The 17,672-nt window shown below is 62.4% G+C and carries 13 protein-coding genes; 12 read left to right on the top strand and 1 reads right to left on the bottom strand.

The features are described 5' to 3' along the window. Positions 1 to 41 precede the first annotated feature (41 nt). The 12 genes from gluQRS to OGL93_RS19110 all read left to right on the top strand — a co-directional run bounded on the left by gluQRS (position 42) and on the right by OGL93_RS19110 (position 17,114). A complete protein-coding gene (gluQRS, locus tag OGL93_RS19055; protein WP_263264526.1) occupies positions 42 to 926 on the top strand; it encodes a tRNA glutamyl-Q(34) synthetase GluQRS in 885 nt (294 codons plus the stop codon). Between the two features lie 102 nt (positions 927 to 1,028). Beyond that, a complete protein-coding gene (locus OGL93_RS19060; RefSeq protein ID WP_003250005.1) occupies positions 1,029 to 1,205 on the top strand; it encodes a hypothetical protein in 177 nt (58 codons plus the stop codon). Further along, on the top strand, positions 1,189 to 4,143 hold the full coding sequence (locus OGL93_RS19065) for a sensor histidine kinase (RefSeq protein ID WP_263264434.1): 2,955 nt from the start codon (positions 1,189 to 1,191) through the stop codon (positions 4,141 to 4,143). The genes OGL93_RS19060 and OGL93_RS19065 overlap by 17 nt, the downstream gene beginning before the upstream one ends. 23 nt (positions 4,144 to 4,166) lie before the next feature. After that, entirely contained in the window at positions 4,167 to 5,588 is a 1,422-nt protein-coding gene (locus OGL93_RS19070; RefSeq protein WP_263264435.1) for a sigma-54 dependent transcriptional regulator, read from the top strand. 634 nt (positions 5,589 to 6,222) lie between these two features. Next, the gene (locus tag OGL93_RS19075; protein ID WP_263264436.1) at positions 6,223 to 7,611 is read left to right on the top strand and encodes a polynucleotide adenylyltransferase PcnB; all 1,389 of its coding nucleotides are present in this window, start codon (positions 6,223 to 6,225) and stop codon (positions 7,609 to 7,611) included. After that, positions 7,608 to 8,105 carry a 2-amino-4-hydroxy-6-hydroxymethyldihydropteridine diphosphokinase gene (gene folK, locus OGL93_RS19080; protein WP_263264437.1) on the top strand — a complete coding sequence of 166 codons (498 nt, stop codon included), beginning with the start codon at positions 7,608 to 7,610 and terminating at the stop codon, positions 8,103 to 8,105. Before OGL93_RS19075 ends, folK begins: the two co-directional genes overlap by 4 nt. A 218-nt stretch (positions 8,106 to 8,323) precedes the next feature. Next, the gene (gene panB / locus OGL93_RS19085; protein ID WP_263264438.1) at positions 8,324 to 9,124 is read left to right on the top strand and encodes a 3-methyl-2-oxobutanoate hydroxymethyltransferase; all 801 of its coding nucleotides are present in this window, start codon (positions 8,324 to 8,326) and stop codon (positions 9,122 to 9,124) included. Then, the gene (gene panC, locus OGL93_RS19090; protein ID WP_263264439.1) at positions 9,121 to 9,981 is read left to right on the top strand and encodes a pantoate--beta-alanine ligase; all 861 of its coding nucleotides are present in this window, start codon (positions 9,121 to 9,123) and stop codon (positions 9,979 to 9,981) included. The genes panB and panC overlap by 4 nt, the downstream gene beginning before the upstream one ends. 209 nt (positions 9,982 to 10,190) lie before the next feature. Beyond that, positions 10,191 to 11,855, top strand: a complete 1,665-nt coding sequence (gene pgi, locus OGL93_RS19095) for a glucose-6-phosphate isomerase (protein WP_263264440.1) — start codon at positions 10,191 to 10,193, stop codon at positions 11,853 to 11,855. A gap of 23 nt (positions 11,856 to 11,878) precedes the next feature. Continuing rightward, on the top strand, positions 11,879 to 12,748 hold the full coding sequence (locus OGL93_RS19100; RefSeq protein WP_263264527.1) for an oxygenase MpaB family protein: 870 nt from the start codon (positions 11,879 to 11,881) through the stop codon (positions 12,746 to 12,748). Positions 12,749 to 12,844: 96 nt separating this feature from the next. Continuing rightward, on the top strand, positions 12,845 to 14,026 hold the full coding sequence (locus OGL93_RS19105; RefSeq protein WP_263264441.1) for an acetyl-CoA C-acetyltransferase: 1,182 nt from the start codon (positions 12,845 to 12,847) through the stop codon (positions 14,024 to 14,026). 202 nt (positions 14,027 to 14,228) lie between these two features. Further along, positions 14,229 to 17,114 carry a DUF748 domain-containing protein gene (locus tag OGL93_RS19110; RefSeq protein ID WP_263264443.1) on the top strand — a complete coding sequence of 962 codons (2,886 nt, stop codon included), beginning with the start codon at positions 14,229 to 14,231 and terminating at the stop codon, positions 17,112 to 17,114. A 58-nt stretch (positions 17,115 to 17,172) separates the two neighbouring features. Here OGL93_RS19110 and OGL93_RS19115 read toward each other — a convergent pair whose 3' ends face one another. Then, a complete protein-coding gene (locus OGL93_RS19115) occupies positions 17,173 to 17,529 on the bottom strand; it encodes a BON domain-containing protein (RefSeq protein ID WP_263264444.1) in 357 nt (118 codons plus the stop codon). Between the last annotated feature and the right edge of the window lie 143 nt (positions 17,530 to 17,672).

Consider the following 17,672-nt stretch of genomic DNA (forward strand, 5'->3'; position numbering starts at 1 on the left):
TGCCTGGCTGGCGTTGCCGGCATACCTATGGCCTGCCCATGATGCCCTCCCCCCGTATCGGTCGTTTCGCCCCCACACCTAGTGGCCTGCTGCACTTTGGCTCCCTGGTTGCCGCCGTTGCGTCCTTCGTGGATGCCCGCGCGCTAGGTGGGCAGTGGCTGCTGCGCATGGAGGACATCGACCCACCACGGGAAATGCCTGGCGCCAAGCACGCCATCCTGACCACCCTTGAACACTACGGTTTCGAATGGGACGGCCCAGTGGTCTACCAGAGCGAGCGCCATGGGCTTTACCAGGCTGTGATAGACCGCTGGCTGCAGCAAGGGCTCGCCTATGCCTGCACCTGTTCGCGCAAAACCCTGGAATCCTTCGGCGGCATCTATCCAGGTTTCTGCCGGGATGCGGGCCACGCCCCTGAGGGTGCCGCCATTCGGTTGCGGGTGCCCGAGCTACGTTATGGCTTCGAGGACCGGCTGCAAGGCCGCTTTGAGCAACACCTGGGCAACGAAGTCGGGGATTTCATCATCCGCCGGCGAGATGGCCTCTATGCCTACCAACTGGCCGTGGTGCTCGACGACGGCGCGCAAGGGGTGACCGACATCGTGCGGGGCGCCGACCTGCTGGACTCGACCCCGCGCCAACTCTATTTGCAAGAGCTGTTGGGTTTGCCCGCGCCGAGCTATCTGCATGTTCCGCTGCTGGTGCAGCCCGACGGCCACAAGCTCGGCAAGCGCTACCGCTCGGCGCCGCTCACGACGGACGACGCCCGGGCTCAGCTGCTGCGCGCCTTGCGCACCCTTGGCCAGCGCCCATCCACCGACCTGGACAGCGCCGCACCCAAAGACATCCTCGCCTGGGCGGTCAGGCACTGGCGGGTCGAGGCGCTACCTCGGGCCAGAACCCTGGCCGAAGCGCAGCTTCGTTGAACTCGAGGCGGGCGCCGGTAGGCAGCCGAACAGGCATCCGCTACCATCCGGGCAGCCCCACGGGGCGTGCCATCCAGCCGACCGCGAGGCGATGAGGCCAGCATGTATATCTATCGTTTGGTGTTGCTGCTGGTCGTCGGCATCTACCTGTTTTCCCCGGCCATCATGGACTGGTGGATCGAACCCACCGGCGCCTGGTATCGCCCCTACCTGCTGTGGCTGATTCTCATCGTGGTCACTTTTATCCTGCAAAGCCAGAGAGATGCCGATGAGCTTTAGCCTGACCCAGATGATCCTGATCAGCGCCGCCTATCTATTGGTGCTGTTCGGCGTGGCCTGGGTGAGCGAGCGCGGGCTGATCCCGCGGTCGATCATTCGCCATCCCCTGACCTACACACTGTCGCTGGGGGTTTATGCCAGCGCCTGGGCCTTCTATGGCACGGTTGGCCTGGCCTATGAATACGGCTATGGGTTCCTGGCCTGCTACCTTGGAGTTTCCGGGGCTTTTCTGCTGGCGCCCGTGTTGCTGTACCCGATCCTCAAAATTACCCGCACTTACCAGCTTTCCTCACTCGCAGACCTGATCGCCTTCCGCTTCCGCAGCACCTGGGCCGGCGCACTCACCACCCTGTTCATGCTGGTGGGAGTGCTGCCGCTGCTGGCGCTGCAGATTCAAGCGGTCGCGGATTCGATCAGCATCCTGACCCAGGAACCGGTCAAGGATCGGGTGGCACTGAGCTTCTGCGCGCTCATTACCCTGTTCACCATTTTCTTCGGTTCCCGCCACATCGCCACCCGGGAGAAGCACCAAGGCTTGGTGTTCGCCATCGCGTTTGAGTCGGTCATCAAGCTGATTGCCTTGGGCGGGCTCGGGCTGTATGCCCTCTATGGGGTATTCGGTGGGCCGCACCAGCTGGAATTGTGGCTGCTGCAAAACCAGATGGCCCTGGCCGCGCTGCACACACCTCTGCAGGAAGGGCCTTGGCGTACGCTGCTGCTGGTGTTCTTCGCCTCGGCCATCGTGATGCCGCACATGTACCACATGGCCTTCACCGAAAACCTCAACCCACGGGCGCTGGTCAGCGCCAGCTGGGGGTTGCCGTTGTTCCTGCTGTTGATGAGCCTGGCGGTACCACTGATCCTGTGGGCAGGGCTGCGCCTCGGCGCGACCACGTCACCTGAATATTTCACCCTCGGCGTAGGCATCGCTGCCAATAACAAGGCCCTGGCGCTGTTGGCCTATGTAGGCGGGCTGTCGGCCTCCAGCGGGCTGATCATCGTCACCACGCTGGCGCTCTCAGGCATGGCCCTTAACCACCTGGTGTTGCCCCTGTACCAACCGCCGGCCGGCGGCAGTATCTATCGCTGGCTGAAATGGACCCGCCGCGGCCTGATCGTCGCGATCATCATGGCCGGGTATGGCTTCTACCTGATGCTTGGCACCCGCCAGGACCTGGCCCACCTCGGCATTGTCGCCTTCGTCGCGACCTTGCAGTTCCTTCCGGGGGTGCTTTCGGTGCTGTACTGGCCGACCGCCAACCGGCGCGGGTTCATCGCGGGGCTATTGGCAGGGGTCGCGGTCTGGTCGGTCACCATGCTGATGCCGCTGATCGGCGACGTCGACGGCTTCTATATTCCCGTGCTGGACATGATTTACGTGCTGGACGACACCAGTTGGCACATGGCGGCGATCGCATCCCTCGCGGCCAACGTGCTGCTGTTTACCCTGGTGTCGCTGTTCACTGATGCCAGCACTGAAGAAAGCAGCGCGGCCGAAGCCTGCGCCGTGGATAACGTACGCCGGCCGCAACGGCGCGAGCTGCACGCTGCCTCTCCGCAGGAGTTCGCCACCCAGCTGGCCAAGCCGCTGGGCGCCAGGGCGGCGCAGAAGGAAGTGGAACAAGCGCTGCGCGACCTTTACCTGCCTTTCGATGAACGCCGGCCGTATGCACTGCGCAGGTTGCGCGATCGTATCGAAGCGAACCTGTCGGGGCTGATGGGCCCAAGCGTTGCCCAGGACATCGTGGAAACCTTCCTGCCTTACAAATCGGGCGGCGAAACCTATGTGACCGAGGACATCCATTTCATCGAAAGCCGCCTGGAAGACTATCACTCGCGCCTCACCGGCCTCGCCGCAGAACTCGATGCCTTGCGTCGCTATCACCGGCAAACCTTGCAAGAACTGCCCATGGGTGTGTGCTCGCTGGCCAAGGATCGCGAGATCCTCATGTGGAACAAGGCCATGGAGGAGCTGACGGGTATTTCCGCGCAGCGCGTGGTCGGTTCCCGCCTGGTGACCATCGCCGAGCCTTGGCGAGAACTGCTGCAGAGCTTCATCCAAGGGGCCGATGAGCATTTGCACAAGCAACGCCTGGGCCTCGATGGCCAGACCCGCTGGCTGAACCTGCACAAGGCGGCCATCGACGAACCCCTGGCCCCCGGCAACAGCGGGCTGGTATTGCTGGTCGAAGACCTTACCGAGACGCAGATGCTCGAAGACAAGCTCGTCCATTCCGAGCGCCTGGCCAGCATTGGCCGCCTGGCCGCGGGCGTCGCGCATGAGATCGGCAACCCGATCACCGGCATCGCCTGCCTGGCGCAGAACCTGCGGGAAGAGCGCGAGGGCGATGGGGAAATCACCGAACTGTCGAGCCAGATCCTCGAGCAGACCAAGCGGGTGTCTCGCATCGTGCAGTCCTTGATGAGCTTCGCCCACGCCGGCAGCCATCAGCACAGCGAGGAAGCGGTCAGCCTCGCCGAAGTGGCCCAGGATGCCATCGGCCTGCTGGCCCTTAACCGGCGCAATTTCGAAGTGCAGTTCTACAACCTCTGCGACCCGGACCATTGGGCTGAAGGGGACCCGCAGCGGCTGGCGCAAGTGTTGATCAACCTGCTGTCCAATGCCCGCGATGCCTCCCCTGCCGGCAGCGCGGTACGGGTGCGCAGTGAAGGCAGCGAACACACCGTGGACCTGATCGTCGAGGATGAGGGCAGCGGGATACCGAAAAACATCATGGACAGGCTGTTCGAGCCCTTTTTCACCACCAAGGATCCCGGCGAAGGCACAGGCCTGGGCCTCGCGCTGGTCTATTCCATTGTGGAGGAGCATTATGGGCAAATCACCATCGACAGCCCGGCTGACGCACAAAGGCAACTTGGCACCCGTATTCGGGTGACCCTGCCCCGCCATGTCGAAGCGACGTCCGCCGTTAACTGAGACCGTCGAGAGAACCGAATCAGATGCCGCATATTCTCATCGTCGAAGACGAAACCATCATTCGCTCTGCCTTGCGTCGCCTGCTTGAACGGAATCAGTATCAGGTCAGCGAAGCCGGCTCCGTGCAGGAAGCACAGGAGCGCTTCACCATCCATTCGTTCGACCTTATCGTCAGCGACCTGCGTTTGCCTGGGGCGCCCGGTACCGAGCTGATCAAGCTCGGCCAAGGCAAGCCGGTGCTGATCATGACCAGCTATGCGAGCCTGCGCTCGGCCGTGGACTCGATGAAAATGGGCGCGGTGGACTACATTGCCAAGCCTTTCGACCACGACGAGATGCTCCAGGCCGTCGCCCGTATCCTGCGAGACCGCCAGCCGGTGTTCGCGGCGGGCGAGCGGGAAAAACCGGGAACGAAAAGCGGTGAAAAGCCGGCGGCCAACCCGCAAGGGGAGATCGGCATCATTGGCTCCTGCCCGCCCATGCAGGACCTCTATGGCAAAATCCGCAAGGTCGCACCTACCGACTCCAACGTCTTGATCCAAGGTGAATCGGGCACCGGCAAGGAGCTGGTCGCTCGCGCCTTGCATAACCTGTCACGCCGGGCCAAGGCCACCATGATTTCGGTGAACTGCGCGGCCATTCCAGAAACCTTGATCGAGTCCGAACTGTTCGGCCATGAAAAAGGCGCCTTCACCGGTGCCAGCGCTGGCCGCGCCGGGCTCGTCGAAGCTGCGGATGGCGGCACCCTGTTCCTGGATGAAATCGGCGAGTTGCCGCTCGAGGCTCAAGCACGGCTGCTGCGCGTGTTGCAAGAAGGTGAAATCCGCCGGGTTGGGTCGGTGCAGTCGCAAAAAGTGGACGTTCGCCTGATAGCCGCCACTCACCGTGACCTGAAAAGCCTCGCCAAGGTTGGCCAGTTCCGTGAAGACCTTTATTACCGGCTGCATGTGATAGCGCTGAAGTTGCCGCCCCTGCGCGAGCGCGGCAGCGACGTGATCGAAATCGCCAATGTGTTTCTTGCCCGCCAGGCGGCGAGGCTCGGGAGAGAGGGCATGCGGTTCGGCCCGGACGCTGAGAGTGCCATTCGCCACTACGGCTGGCCGGGCAACGTCCGCGAGCTGGAAAATGCCGTGGAACGCGCGGTGATCCTGAGCGAAAGCGTACAGATTACCGCCGACCTGCTGGGCATCGATATAGAGCTGGGCGCCCTCGATGAAGACGATGACTTTTCTACCGCGCCGGCTGCCCAACCGGCGGCCAACCACGAGCCCACCGAAGACCTTTCGCTGGAAGATTACTTCCAGCACTTCGTGCTCGAACATCAGGATCACATGACCGAAACCGAGCTGGCACGCAAGCTGGGCGTGAGCCGTAAATGCCTCTGGGAGCGCCGTCAGCGGCTTGGAATTCCGCGGCGTAAATCGAGCGTGGCCAACGAAGGGTAAGCAGGTGTTACCGGCCCGCTACCCAGCTGTAACAAAGCCGGGGCATACGGTAACGATTTTTTCGTGTAGCGCAGCTGTAAAACCACTACCCACCATCGCAAGCCCTTGAAAATAAAAGAATTTTAAAAGTTGGCACAGCACCTGCTATATCTACGGTACAAGAACAACAACAAGCGCTAACAACACAATAAAAACAACACGAATCGGCTCACGCATAACAAGAACAACACGGCATGAGGCGTAGCTAACTGATTCTTTTGGAGAGGTATTGTTTCGGGTTTCCCGCGACCAGGCCGAGAACAACAAAAACTGCGATGCAGCAGTGCCTGAACTGGTTGGACCTTCGGGTCGGCACAATACGGCGTTCAAAGCAATCCGTTTGCTCTTTACTCCTGAATTGGGAGAGCCCCAGGCACACCGCCTGACGGGCCGGGCGCTCAACAAAAACAAAAAGCCCACGCAAGAACAAAAATGAGCACGCAACGACTTTCCAGGGGAGCTTCGGCTCCCCTTGTCGTTTCCCTACAAGCCCATTCGCGGCGTCCTACACCATCTCGTCACTAAATGCTAGAATCCCCGCCCATCATGCGGTCACTCCTGGTATGACCGATCATCCCTTCATACAGTGCATCCCATGCTGAAGAAGCTGTTCCAGTCTTTCCGTCCCCCGGCCCGTCAGGTCCATCATCAACGCAGCACCCCCGAAGTGCTCAATAGCGGCGCCCATGCGCTGCAACGTCATCAGTTCAGCCGCCATGCCGTGAGCATCGTCGAACGCCTGCAACAGGCCGGCTACCAGGCATACCTGGTGGGTGGCTGCGTGCGTGACCTGCTGCTGAACCTGCCGCCAAAAGATTTCGACGTCGCCACCAGCGCCACCCCCGAGCAGATCCGCGGCGAGTTTCGTAATGCCCGGATCATCGGCCGCCGCTTCAAGCTCGTACATATCCATTTCGGCCGCGAAATCATCGAAGTGGCCACCTTCAGGGCCAATCACCCCGAAGACGAAGAGCAAACCAGCCACCACTCCTCGCGCAACGAAAGCGGGTTGATCCTGCGTGACAACGTTTACGGCACGCTTGAAGAAGATGCGCAACGCCGGGACTTCACCATCAATGCGCTCTACTACGACCCGGTCAGCGACCGCATTCTGGACTATGCCAACGGTGTGCATGACGTGCGCAACCGGCTGATCCGGCTGATCGGGGACCCGCGCCAGCGCTACCAGGAAGACCCCGTGCGCATGTTGCGTGCCGTGCGCTTCGCCGCCAAGCTGGACTTCGGCATCGAGCGCCACACCATGCTGCCTATCCGCGAATTGGCAGGGCTGCTGCAGGGTATTCCCGGCGCTCGGCTGTTCGAGGAAGTGCTCAAGCTGTTCCTGTCTGGCCAGGCGACCGACACCTTCGAAATGCTGGTGGACCTGAACCTGTTCGAGCAGATGTTCCCAGCCAGTGCCGAAGCGCTCGAACATAACCCGACCTATACCCACACGCTGATCCGTAACGCCTTGGTCAACACAGACCTGCGCGTTCAGCAAGGCAAACCCGTCACCCCAGCCTTCCTGTTCGCTGCGCTGCTATGGCCTGCCCTCCCCGCCCGTGCGCTGGAGCTGCAAGCCAAGGGCATGCCGCCGATTCCAGCCATGCAAGAAGCGGCTCACGACTTGATCGCGGAGCAGTGCCAGTACATCGCGATACCCAAGCGATTTACCCTGCCGATCAAGGAAATCTGGGACATGCAAGAGCGGCTGCCTCGCCGCAGCGGCAAGCGCGCCGACGTATTGCTGGACAACCCGCGGTTCCGAGCCGGCTACGACTTCCTCTTGTTGCGCGAAACCGCCGGGGAAGAAACCGAAGGCCTGGGCCAATGGTGGACCGATTACCAAGAGGCCTCGGAAAGCGAACGCCGCACGCTGATCCGCGAGCTGGGCAGCCGCGAAGACAGCGCTACGCCCGGCGCCCCGGTGCGTAAAAAACGCCGCAGCAACAGCCGCCGCAAAGGCGACAGCTTCGCCGAATGAACAGGCCGGAGCGGGTGTTCATCGGCCTGGGCAGTAACCTGACCGAGCCGGCCGAACAGTTGCGCCAAGCCCTGGGCAGCCTTCGCCGCTTGCCCGGTTGCGCTTGGGTCGGGGTGTCTGGGCTGTATGCAAGCGACTCGCTGCTGCCTGGCCAATCTCGTTACAGCAATGCCGTGGCCGCGCTGGACACTACCCTGCCGCCGCTGACGCTGCTCGATGCGCTGCAAGCCATCGAAAACGACCAGGGCCGCGTGCGTGCCGAGCGCTGGGGAGCCCGCACCCTCGACCTGGATATCATCCTGTTCGGTGACCGGGTGCTGGACGAGCCGCGGCTGCGCGTGCCGCACTATCATCTTCACGCCCGACCGTTCGTCCTCTACCCATTGGCCGAGCTGGTCAGCGAGGGTTTTATCCTGGCAGATGGCCGTAGCCTGCAAGCACTGCTGCACGCCTGCCCGTTCGAAGGCCTTGAGCGCCAGGGCGAGCTGGCGTAACCACACCGGTAACAACGCGGTAACAGCCTGGCCGCCGCCCCACATTTGACTTCCCGTGAGCGGCTCACGACTATAGGCGGCCTGCCGGCCCCGGCAGGCACAAAACCGGTAGCAAGCGCGGCTGCCCTGCCCTGTGTCACCACGCAGTTCCGTGCCGTTACCGCGATACACGTGTAGCCCCCGCCAACCGCGCGATGGCTGACCGAGGACTTGAATTCATGCCAGAGATCACCCTGACCACCCTCAACGGCCTAAAGGCCCGGGGTGAAAAAATAACAATGTTGACCTGCTATGACGCCACCTTCGCCCGCGCTGCCAATGAGGCCGGCGTGGAGGTGCTGCTTATCGGGGACTCTCTGGGCATGGTCTTGCAAGGCCATGACAGCACCCTGCCGGTGACCAATGCCGAGATGGCCTATCACACCGCCAGCGTCAAACGCGGCAATGCCGGCGCGCTCCTGCTTGCCGACCTCCCCTTCATGGCCTGCGCCACCCTGGAACAGGCCTTCGCCAACAGTGCAGCCTTGATGCAGGCCGGCGCGAACATGGTCAAGGTCGAAGGCGCCGCCTGGCTAGGCGAGACCATCCGGCTGCTGACCGAGCGCGGAGTGCCGGTGTGCGCCCACATGGGCCTGACCCCTCAGTCGGTCAACGTGCTGGGCGGCTACAAGGTACAAGGCCGCCAGGAACACCAGGCTCGCCAGCTGCGCGCCGATGCCGTAGCCCTTCAGGATGCTGGCGCGGCGATGATTCTGCTCGAATGCGTGCCCAGTGAACTGGCAACCGAGATTACCCAGGCCGTACGGATCCCAGTGATCGGCATCGGCGCCGGCGCCGCGACCGACGGCCAGGTACTCGTGCTGCATGACATGCTGGGGCTGTCCTTGAGTGGGCGAGTACCTAAGTTCGTGAAGAATTTCATGACGGGGCAACCCGATATCCAAAGTGCCCTTCGCGCCTATGTAAGCGCCGTCAAGGATGGGAGCTTCCCGGCCAGCGAACACGGATTCAACGCATGAACACAGTTAAAACCGTACTCGAGCTGCGCGCAGCCGTTGCCCGTGCCCGCGCCGAGGGCAAGCGTATTGGCTTCGTGCCGACCATGGGCAACCTGCACAGCGGCCATGTGGCGCTGGTGACCAAGGCGTGCCAGCGCGCTGATTTCGTGGTCTCCAGTATCTTCGTCAACCCTCTTCAGTTCGGCGCTAACGAAGACCTCGACAGCTACCCCCGCACCCTGGCCGCCGATCAGGAAAAACTTCTGCAAGCCGGTTGCAACCTGCTGTTCGCCCCAGCGGTTACCGAGATGTACCCCGGCGGTACCACCGTGCAAACCCGGGTAAGCGTTCCGGAACTGTCACAGGAGCTGTGCGGCGCCAGCCGGCCCGGGCATTTCGAAGGCGTGGCCACGGTGGTCAGCAAGCTGTTCAACATGGTGCAGCCGGATCTCGCCGTGTTTGGCCAGAAGGACTACCAGCAGTTGGCGGTGATCCGCGCCATGGTGCGCGATCTCAACATGCCCATCCAGTTGATCGGCGAGCCGACTGTGCGTGCAGACGACGGGCTGGCGCTGTCCTCGCGCAATGGCTACCTGAGCCAGGCCGAGCGCGCGATCGCCCCAGCGATCTATCGCAGCCTGCAAGCCATTGCGGCCGCGCTGGGCAAAGGCGAGCGCAACTTCCAGGCGCTGATGACCGAGCATCGCAAGCGCATCGTGGACAGCGGCATGCGCCTGGATTACCTCGAGATCCGCCACGCCGATACGCTGCGCGCGGCGACGGCGCAAGACCGCGAGCTGGTCATCCTGGCTGCGGCCTACCTGGGCTCTACACGGCTGATCGATAACCTGCAGGTGCACCTCGACGCACCCGCTTGACCGGGCAGGGCGGGCACAGCCCGCAAATGAGACATAAGATAGTATCGAAACCCCTTGCGTTGACGCGCAGACAGCCGGCAACGCAAGCGTTACCGTGAAAGCTATGGCCAAGCGCCGCCTTGTGCTCTGGTGGCTATAAAAACGCAAAGCAACCTGGCCGGACCTGACAGTGTCCAAGAGGCTGACCAAGTAAAAGGAAACTTGCAGAGATGGCGTACTACCGCACTCCTCACGACGTGACCGCCCTTCCCGCCTGGCAGGCGCTTAAAGAGCACCGTGCCGCCATGCAGCAGTTCAGCATGCGCGAAGCCTTCAGCGCCGACCCCGAGCGCTTCGGCAGCTTCTCGCTCAGCGCCTGTGGCTTGTTCCTCGATTACTCCAAGAACCTGATCACCAAGGACACCCGCAACCTGCTGGTGCAGCTGGCCAATGAGGTCAAGCTCTCCGAGGCGATCAAGGCGATGTTCGACGGCGAGATCCTTAACGCCTCGGAGGGCCGCCCGGCCTTGCACACCGCCCTGCGCCGCCCGATCGGCGACAAGCTCAAGGTCGGCGGCAGCAACATCATGCCCGAGGTACACAAAGTACTGGGGCAGATCACCGAACTGGTGACCCGCATTCATGACGGCCTATGGCGGGGTTACACCGAGAAGCCCATCACCGACGTGGTGAACATCGGTATCGGTGGCTCCTTCCTCGGCCCCGAACTCGTCTCCGAAGCCCTGCTGCCCTACAGTCAGAAAGGCGTGCGCTGCCACTACCTGGCAAACATCGACGGCAGTGAATTCCACGAACTCTCGGCCAAGCTGCGCGCCGAAACCACCTTGTTCATCGTTTCGTCCAAGTCCTTCGGCACTCTCGAAACCCTGAAGAACGCTCAGGCCGCGCGCGCCTGGTACCTGGCCCAGGGTGGCTCTGAAGCCGAGCTGCATCGTCACTTCATCGCGGTATCGAGCAACAATGCCGCGGCCGTGGCGTTCGGCATCCGGGAAGAGAACATCTTTCCCATGTGGGACTGGGTCGGCGGCCGCTACTCGTTGTGGTCGGCCATTGGCCTGCCGATCGCGCTGTCCATCGGCACCGCCAACTTCAAGGAGTTGCTGTCCGGTGCGCACACCATGGACCAGCACTTCCAGACCGCGCCCTTCGCGCGCAACATGCCCGTGCTGCTGGCACTGCTCGGTGTGTGGTACGGGAATTTCTGGGGCGCGCAGAGCCACGCGATCCTGCCGTACGACCACTACCTGCGTAACATCACCAAGCACCTGCAGCAGCTGGACATGGAGTCCAACGGCAAGAGCGTGCGCCAGGATGGCACCCCGGTTACGACCAACACTGGCCCGGTGATCTGGGGCGGCGTGGGCGCCAACGGCCAGCACGCCTACCACCAATTGCTGCACCAAGGTACCGAACTGATCCCGGCAGACTTCATCGTCCCCGTGGTGAGCTTCAACCCGGTCGCCGACCACCACCAATGGCTGTTCGCCAACTGCCTGTCGCAAAGCCAGGCGTTGATGCTGGGGAAAACCCGCGCCGAGGCAGAAGCAGAGCTGCGCGCCAAGGGTATGGCTGAAGCCGAGGTCGAGCGCCTGGCGCCGCACAAGGTCATCCCTGGCAACCGCCCGAGCAATACGCTGGTAGTAGAGCGCATCAGCCCTCGCCGGTTGGGTGCGCTGGTGGCCATGTACGAACACAAGGTTTTCGTGCAAAGCGTGATCTGGGGCATCAACGCCTTCGACCAGTGGGGGGTGGAGTTGGGCAAGGAGCTGGGCAAGAACGTTTACCAGCGGTTGATCGGCGACGTCGAAGAGCCGGCTGAGGACGCTTCCACCCAAGGCCTTATCGACTTCTTCCGTAGCCGCCACCGCGGCTGAGCCCAAGGCTTGCCCAACGGATGATCGAGGCGTTCCGGCGCAGGGTCGAACGCCAGGTGCTGGGCCTCACGGGCCTGGCCCTAGGCCAGCTAGACCTGCGGTCGCCACCGGGAGACCCGGGCCTTTTTGGGCCGGGGTCTGTCTGTTGGCAGGTACACGGAGACTTCACCGCCATGCTCATTGGCGGGGTCCGAGCCCTCCTGCTGCAAATGCTCCATCCCCTGGCCCTGGCCGGCGTATGGGAGCACTCCAATTTTCGTGACGATATGCTCGGGCGCTTGCGCCGCACCGGGCAGTTCGTTTCCGGCACCACCTACGGCTCCACCCGCGATGCCAACTGGCTGATCGAAAAAGTGCGCACCATTCACCTACAGGTCAGCGGGAGCGTGGACGGCCAGCCCTATGCCGCCAGCGATCCAGCCTTGCTGACCTGGGTGCATGTGGCGGAGATGAGCAGTTTCCTTGCCGCGCATCTGCGCTACCGCGATCCGTTGTTGAGCGGGCAAGCCCAAGACCAGTATTACGCAGAGGTCGCCTTGGTAGCCGAGCGCCTGGGCGCAAGGGAGGTGCCACGGTCCCGGGCGGAAGTCGAGCAATATCTCCAGCGCCTGCGGCCGCAACTGCGCTGCGACGAGCGCACCCACGAGGTAGCCAGGCTTCTGCGCGCGGCGCCCGCGCCTAGCCAGCTGGCGCGGCCGGTGGGGCAACTGATGCTCAATGCCGGTATCGGTCTGTTGCCGCCTTGGGCGGCGTCCATGCTTGCGCTGGAGCAGAGTGCCCTGCAGCGCGGCGTGGTTAGCCTTGGCCTGGGTTGCAGCACCCCGCTATTGCGCTGGGCGGTGCGCGATGGTTCTCAACATCGGGCGCGACAGCGCATGCGGCTGGGTGGATAGGCGCGCCTTCCGAAAATATGCCAACATGCGCGCATCTTGCGGTATCCAGGCCCCATTTACCCAGCGGCCAACCAATAACAACGAGGATCGAAGAGCATGAAAGAGGTCGTTATCGTCGCAGCCACGCGCACTCCAGTGGGAAGCTTCCAGGGCGCGCTAGCCACTGTTCCTGCCGTTGAGCTGGGGGCGACCGTCATTCGTCAACTCCTCAGCGACACTGGCATAGCGCCCGCGGACGTCGACGAAGTGATCCTCGGCCAGGTACTGACCGCTGGTGCAGGCCAGAACCCGGCCCGGCAAGCGTCGATCAAGGCCGGCCTGCCAGCGGCGGTGCCCGCTATGACCTTGAACAAGGTTTGCGGCTCCGGGCTCAAGGCACTGCACCTGGCCACCCAAGCCATTCGCTGCGGCGACGCGGACGTGATCATCGCCGGCGGCCAGGAAAGCATGAGCCTGGCCAACTATGTAGTGCCAGGGGCCCGTACCGGCCTGCGCATGGGCCACGCCACCATGGTGGACACCCTGATCAGCGACGGCCTCTGGGACGCCTTCAACGACTATCACATGGGTATCACCGCCGAGAACCTGGTGGAGAAATACGACATCAGCCGGGAAGCCCAGGATAGTTTCGCGGCGGCCTCGCAGCACAAGGCGGCGGCTGCGATCGAATCTCGTCGCTTCCGCAGCGAGATCACCCCGGTGAACGTGCCGCAGCGCAAAGGCGAAGCTCTGCAAATCGTCGATGACGAACAGCCACGCGCGAGCACCACGGTCGAATCCCTGGCCAAGCTCAAGCCTGCCTTCAAGAAAGATGGCACCGTCACTGCCGGCAATGCTTCTTCGCTCAACGATGGCGCCGCGGCGGTCATCCTGATGAGCGCCGAAAAGGCCGCAGCGTTGGGCCTGCCGGTGTTGGCGCGGGTCGCCGGTTATGCCAACGCCGGGGTAGACCCAGCGATCATGGGCATCGGCCCTGTCAGTGCCACCCGGCGTTGCCTGGAGAAAGCCGGCTGGGCGCTAGAGGACGTTGACCTGTTCGAGGCCAACGAAGCCTTCGCCGCACAAGCTTTGGCGGTTTCGCAGGAGCTGGGCTGGGACATGAACAAGGTCAACGTTAACGGTGGCGCGATCGCGCTTGGCCATCCCATCGGGGCGTCTGGCTGCCGGGTGCTGGTCACCCTGCTGCATGAAATGATCCGCCGGGACGTGAAAAAGGGCCTGGCTACGCTATGCATCGGCGGTGGGCAAGGCGTGGCCTTGGCGATCGAACGGCCCTAATCAAGCCGGCCGGCGCTCTGTGTGCCCCTCATCAGCGCACGCAGGGCGTACGGCATACAGTCAAGGCTCATCAGTAGCGCCTGGGAACCCGCGGCGGCCCAGGGACTCCAACGCACCTTTCAATGAATAAGCGAAGCCGAGGATGTCAAAGGGATTGCTGAACGGATCGCCGAATGGATCGCCGAATGGATCGCCGAACGGATTGCCGAACGGATTGCTGCGTGTCGCAGCCGGGGTGCTTGTCGCCGTCGCGCTGTATGCCCTTCTGGGGTTCTGGCTGGCGCCGGTTATCGCTCTGCGGATAGCCAACGACCAGCTGGCAGCACTCGCCACCAGCCCTGCTCACCTTGAGCAAATCCGCTTCAACCCATTCACCCTCGAGCTGACATTGCTTGGCTTGAGGTTTGGCGACGTCGGTGCAGAGCAACTGGGCTTCACTCAGCTCGATGGCAACCTGCAGATCGACAGCTTGTGGCGCCGCCAGGTGCATCTGGCGAGCCTGAACCTTCACAAGCCAAAAGTGCAGGTGCTGATTTCTCCCGCAGGGCAATTGAACCTGGCGGCGTTGTTCCGCCCTTCCAGCGAACCTGAGCCGCCGCCCAGCGCCGACGATAAGCCGTTCCCAGTCACCATCGACACGCTCACGTTGAGCGACGGCTACCTGCACTTTCGCGATTCACGCTCCAATGCGCCGGTGGAATTTACCTATGACGCACTGGACTTCCAGCTTCGCCACCTGACCACCCTGCCCAAAGGCGATGCCGAGATGACCCTAACCGCACGCGGGCCGCTGGTGGGCAAGGTCGATTGGGCCGGGCGCTTTTCGCTGTTCCCCTTCACATCCCAGGGCCACCTGACGCTCAGTGATGCACCGGTGCAAACATGGTGGCCCTATGTGCAGGGCGTTGCCCCCCTCAAGCTGGAACGTGGCCAGCTCAGCGCTCAGCTGGATTACAGCGTAGACCTGACCCACCAGGCCGATGTGCGCCTGAGCGGCGCGCACCTGTCGCTTTCGCCCTTCGCCATGAGCACTCAAAACGGGCGACCACTGCTGCGCCTTGAAGGGTTGGAAGTCAGCGGCGCTTCGTTCGATCTGGCTAAACGTAACCTGACCCTGCCCAGCGTAGCGGTGCGCCAACTGGAAACCTGGGCGGCCCGGGAGGCTGATGGCCAGATCGACTGGCAGGCGCTGTTCTCGTCGCCAACTCAGGCGGCACCCGCGCCGCCCCTGCAAGCCCCAGCGCAACCTTGGCAAGTGACTGTAAAGGAAGCCCGGCTTAGCGACGCGCGGGTGCATCTGCAGGACAAGGCCGCGGCTGAGCCGGTAACGCTTGACCTGGCCCCGCTGAACGTTCATGTGGCCGGCTACGATTCTCTCGATGCCCAGCCCCTGAAGCTTGAACTCGACAGCGGCGTCGGCCGCCAAGGCAAGCTCCAGGCGAGCGGTGAGGTAAGCCTGAGCCCGGTTGCGGCACATCTGGCGCTGACGACCCGGGACATCGACCTACGCGTCGCCCAGGCCTACATCACCCCCTTCGCCCGCCTAGAGCTGCGCAGCGGCATGCTCGACAGCGACCTCACGCTAGATCTGACCAATACCGCGCCGCTCGCCTTCAGCGTCGGCGGGAAGGCCCAGGTAAACCAGCTGCATACGTTGGACACCCTCAAGTCCCGTGACTTTATCCGCTGGGCCCGGCTGAACCTGGACGGCCTCAGCTATCGGCATAACGACGGGCTGAGCATCGATCAGGTGACCATTGCCCAACCCTATGCCCGCTTTATGATCAATGAGGATCGCACTACCAATATCGATGACCTGCTGGTCCCGAAGGCAGCGAGCCCGGTGCAGGCAAAGGCGGCTGATCCAACGCCGAGCAAACCATTAGCGATAAAAATCGGCGGCATTGCCTTCAGTGACGGCTCGGCGAACTTCGCCGATTTCAGCCTGACGCCGAACTTCGCAACCGCTATACAACAGCTCAACGGCAGCATCGGAACGCTGGACAATAGCCGGCCGCTGGCCGCGCAGGTTGACGTAAAAGGCCGGGTGGATCGTTATGCGCCGGTCACCATCGAGGGCAAGCTCACGCCGTTCGAGCCACTGGGCAGCCTGGACATCGCCACTCGTTTTCGACGGGTCGAACTCACCACGCTCACGCCTTACTCGGGCAAGTTCGCCGGTTACCGGATCCGCAAGGGCCGCCTGGACCTGGACCTGCACTACCGGATCAACAAAGGGCAGCTGCAAGCCGATAACAACCTGGTGGTTGAGCAATTGGAACTCGGCGACAAGGTAGATAGCCCAGACGCCACCAACCTGCCGATCAAGCTGGCCATTGCCCTGCTCAAGGACAGCCACGGGCGGATCTCCATTGCGCTCCCAGTATCGGGCGACCTCAACAACCCTCAGTTCAGCGTGATGCCGGTGGTTTGGCAGACCTTCCGCAACCTTTTGGTTCGCACGGCCCAGGCGCCATTCAAGCTTCTCGGCAACCTGGCTCACATGGGTGGCAGTGAAGACCTGAGCAAGATCGGATTCGCCGCCGGCAGCAGTGAGATCGATAGCCAGGGGCAGGCCGATCTGTTGAAAGTGGCTACCGCGCTCAATCAGAAGCCGGAATTACGCCTTGAGGTCGAAGGGGCCAGTGCATCGGGCAGTGACGGCCCGCTGATCGCCGCCCAGCGGCTGGAGCGCGAATACCAGGCCATCTGGTACAAAATCCTGCAACGGCGTGGAGACAAAGTGCCGGCTCAGGCCAGCCAGCTCAGCGTGCCAGAGGAAGAAAAGCCCGCTTTGCTCGAAGGCATTTACCGCACCCGCCTCAAACAGCAGCCCCCGGCGCAGTGGCAAGCCCTAGCACCGGCCCAACGCGAGGCCAGGCTACTAGCCGCTGTGATTGATTCGTGGCGTGACAGCAACGCACTGCTGCGCCAACTGGGGCAAGCTCGCGCCAGCAGCATCAAGGACTTTCTCGTCAACCAAGGCAAGTTGGCCGATGACCGCATTTACCTGATCGACGCGAAGTTGGCGGACGCTCAACCCAACGGCCGGGTGAGCAGCGTGTTGCATCTGGATGTGGCGCCGTAGCCACCGTTGGCACAAAAAAAAGCCCCGCACTAAGCGGGGCTTTTCATGCCGATCAGGCTTATTCGGCTTTCAGGCCATCAGCCGATACAGCTCTTACGCCTTTGATCTTTTTAGCGATAGCAACTGCGGTGTGCTTCTGCGCTTCGGTGACCGCTACGGTCGACGACAGCGAGACAACACCCTTGTTGGTTTCGACCTTGATATCGGTGCCTGGGATACCTTTTTCGGTTACCAGGTCAGATTTGACCTTGGTGGTGATCCAGGTGTCCGAAGTCGCTTCTTTAGCTTTGGTCACTTCCCCGGTTGCTACCATCATTGGCGACTGGGTAGCTTGGGTGGTTTGAGCGAAGGCACCAGTGGTCAGGCCCATCGCCATGACGGAAGCAGCGGCGGCAGCGATAGCGAATTTTTTCATGGGAGTCACTCCTGTTCTTTTGGGAAGCCCGTAGCCTGTTGGCCACTGAGTGATAGTAATGTTGCAGCTCCCATGCCAACGTCTCGCTTTGTTTAAACCCTTTTAAAATCAAAGACTTGTCATAAACATGGTTGTAGTGCCAT

Source organism: Pseudomonas sp. RIT-PI-S (genome assembly GCF_025642975.1).
Classification (GTDB): Bacteria; Pseudomonadota; Gammaproteobacteria; order Pseudomonadales; family Pseudomonadaceae; genus Aquipseudomonas.

Excerpts from the sequence above, each read along its gene's own strand:
- gluQRS (WP_263264526.1), top strand. The coding sequence starts at position 42 with ATGCCCTCCCCCCGTATCGGTCGTTTCGCCCCCACACCTAGTGGCCTG.
- OGL93_RS19060 (WP_003250005.1), top strand. The coding sequence starts at position 1,029 with ATGTATATCTATCGTTTGGTGTTGCTGCTGGTCGTCGGCATCTACCTG.
- OGL93_RS19065 (WP_263264434.1), top strand. The coding sequence starts at position 1,189 with ATGCCGATGAGCTTTAGCCTGACCCAGATGATCCTGATCAGCGCCGCC.
- OGL93_RS19070 (WP_263264435.1), top strand. The coding sequence starts at position 4,167 with ATGCCGCATATTCTCATCGTCGAAGACGAAACCATCATTCGCTCTGCC.
- OGL93_RS19075 (WP_263264436.1), top strand. The coding sequence starts at position 6,223 with ATGCTGAAGAAGCTGTTCCAGTCTTTCCGTCCCCCGGCCCGTCAGGTC.
- folK (WP_263264437.1), top strand. The coding sequence starts at position 7,608 with ATGAACAGGCCGGAGCGGGTGTTCATCGGCCTGGGCAGTAACCTGACC.
- panB (WP_263264438.1), top strand. The coding sequence starts at position 8,324 with ATGCCAGAGATCACCCTGACCACCCTCAACGGCCTAAAGGCCCGGGGT.
- panC (WP_263264439.1), top strand. The coding sequence starts at position 9,121 with ATGAACACAGTTAAAACCGTACTCGAGCTGCGCGCAGCCGTTGCCCGT.
- pgi (WP_263264440.1), top strand. The coding sequence starts at position 10,191 with ATGGCGTACTACCGCACTCCTCACGACGTGACCGCCCTTCCCGCCTGG.
- OGL93_RS19105 (WP_263264441.1), top strand. The coding sequence starts at position 12,845 with ATGAAAGAGGTCGTTATCGTCGCAGCCACGCGCACTCCAGTGGGAAGC.
- OGL93_RS19115 (WP_263264444.1), bottom strand. The coding sequence starts at position 17,529 with ATGAAAAAATTCGCTATCGCTGCCGCCGCTGCTTCCGTCATGGCGATG.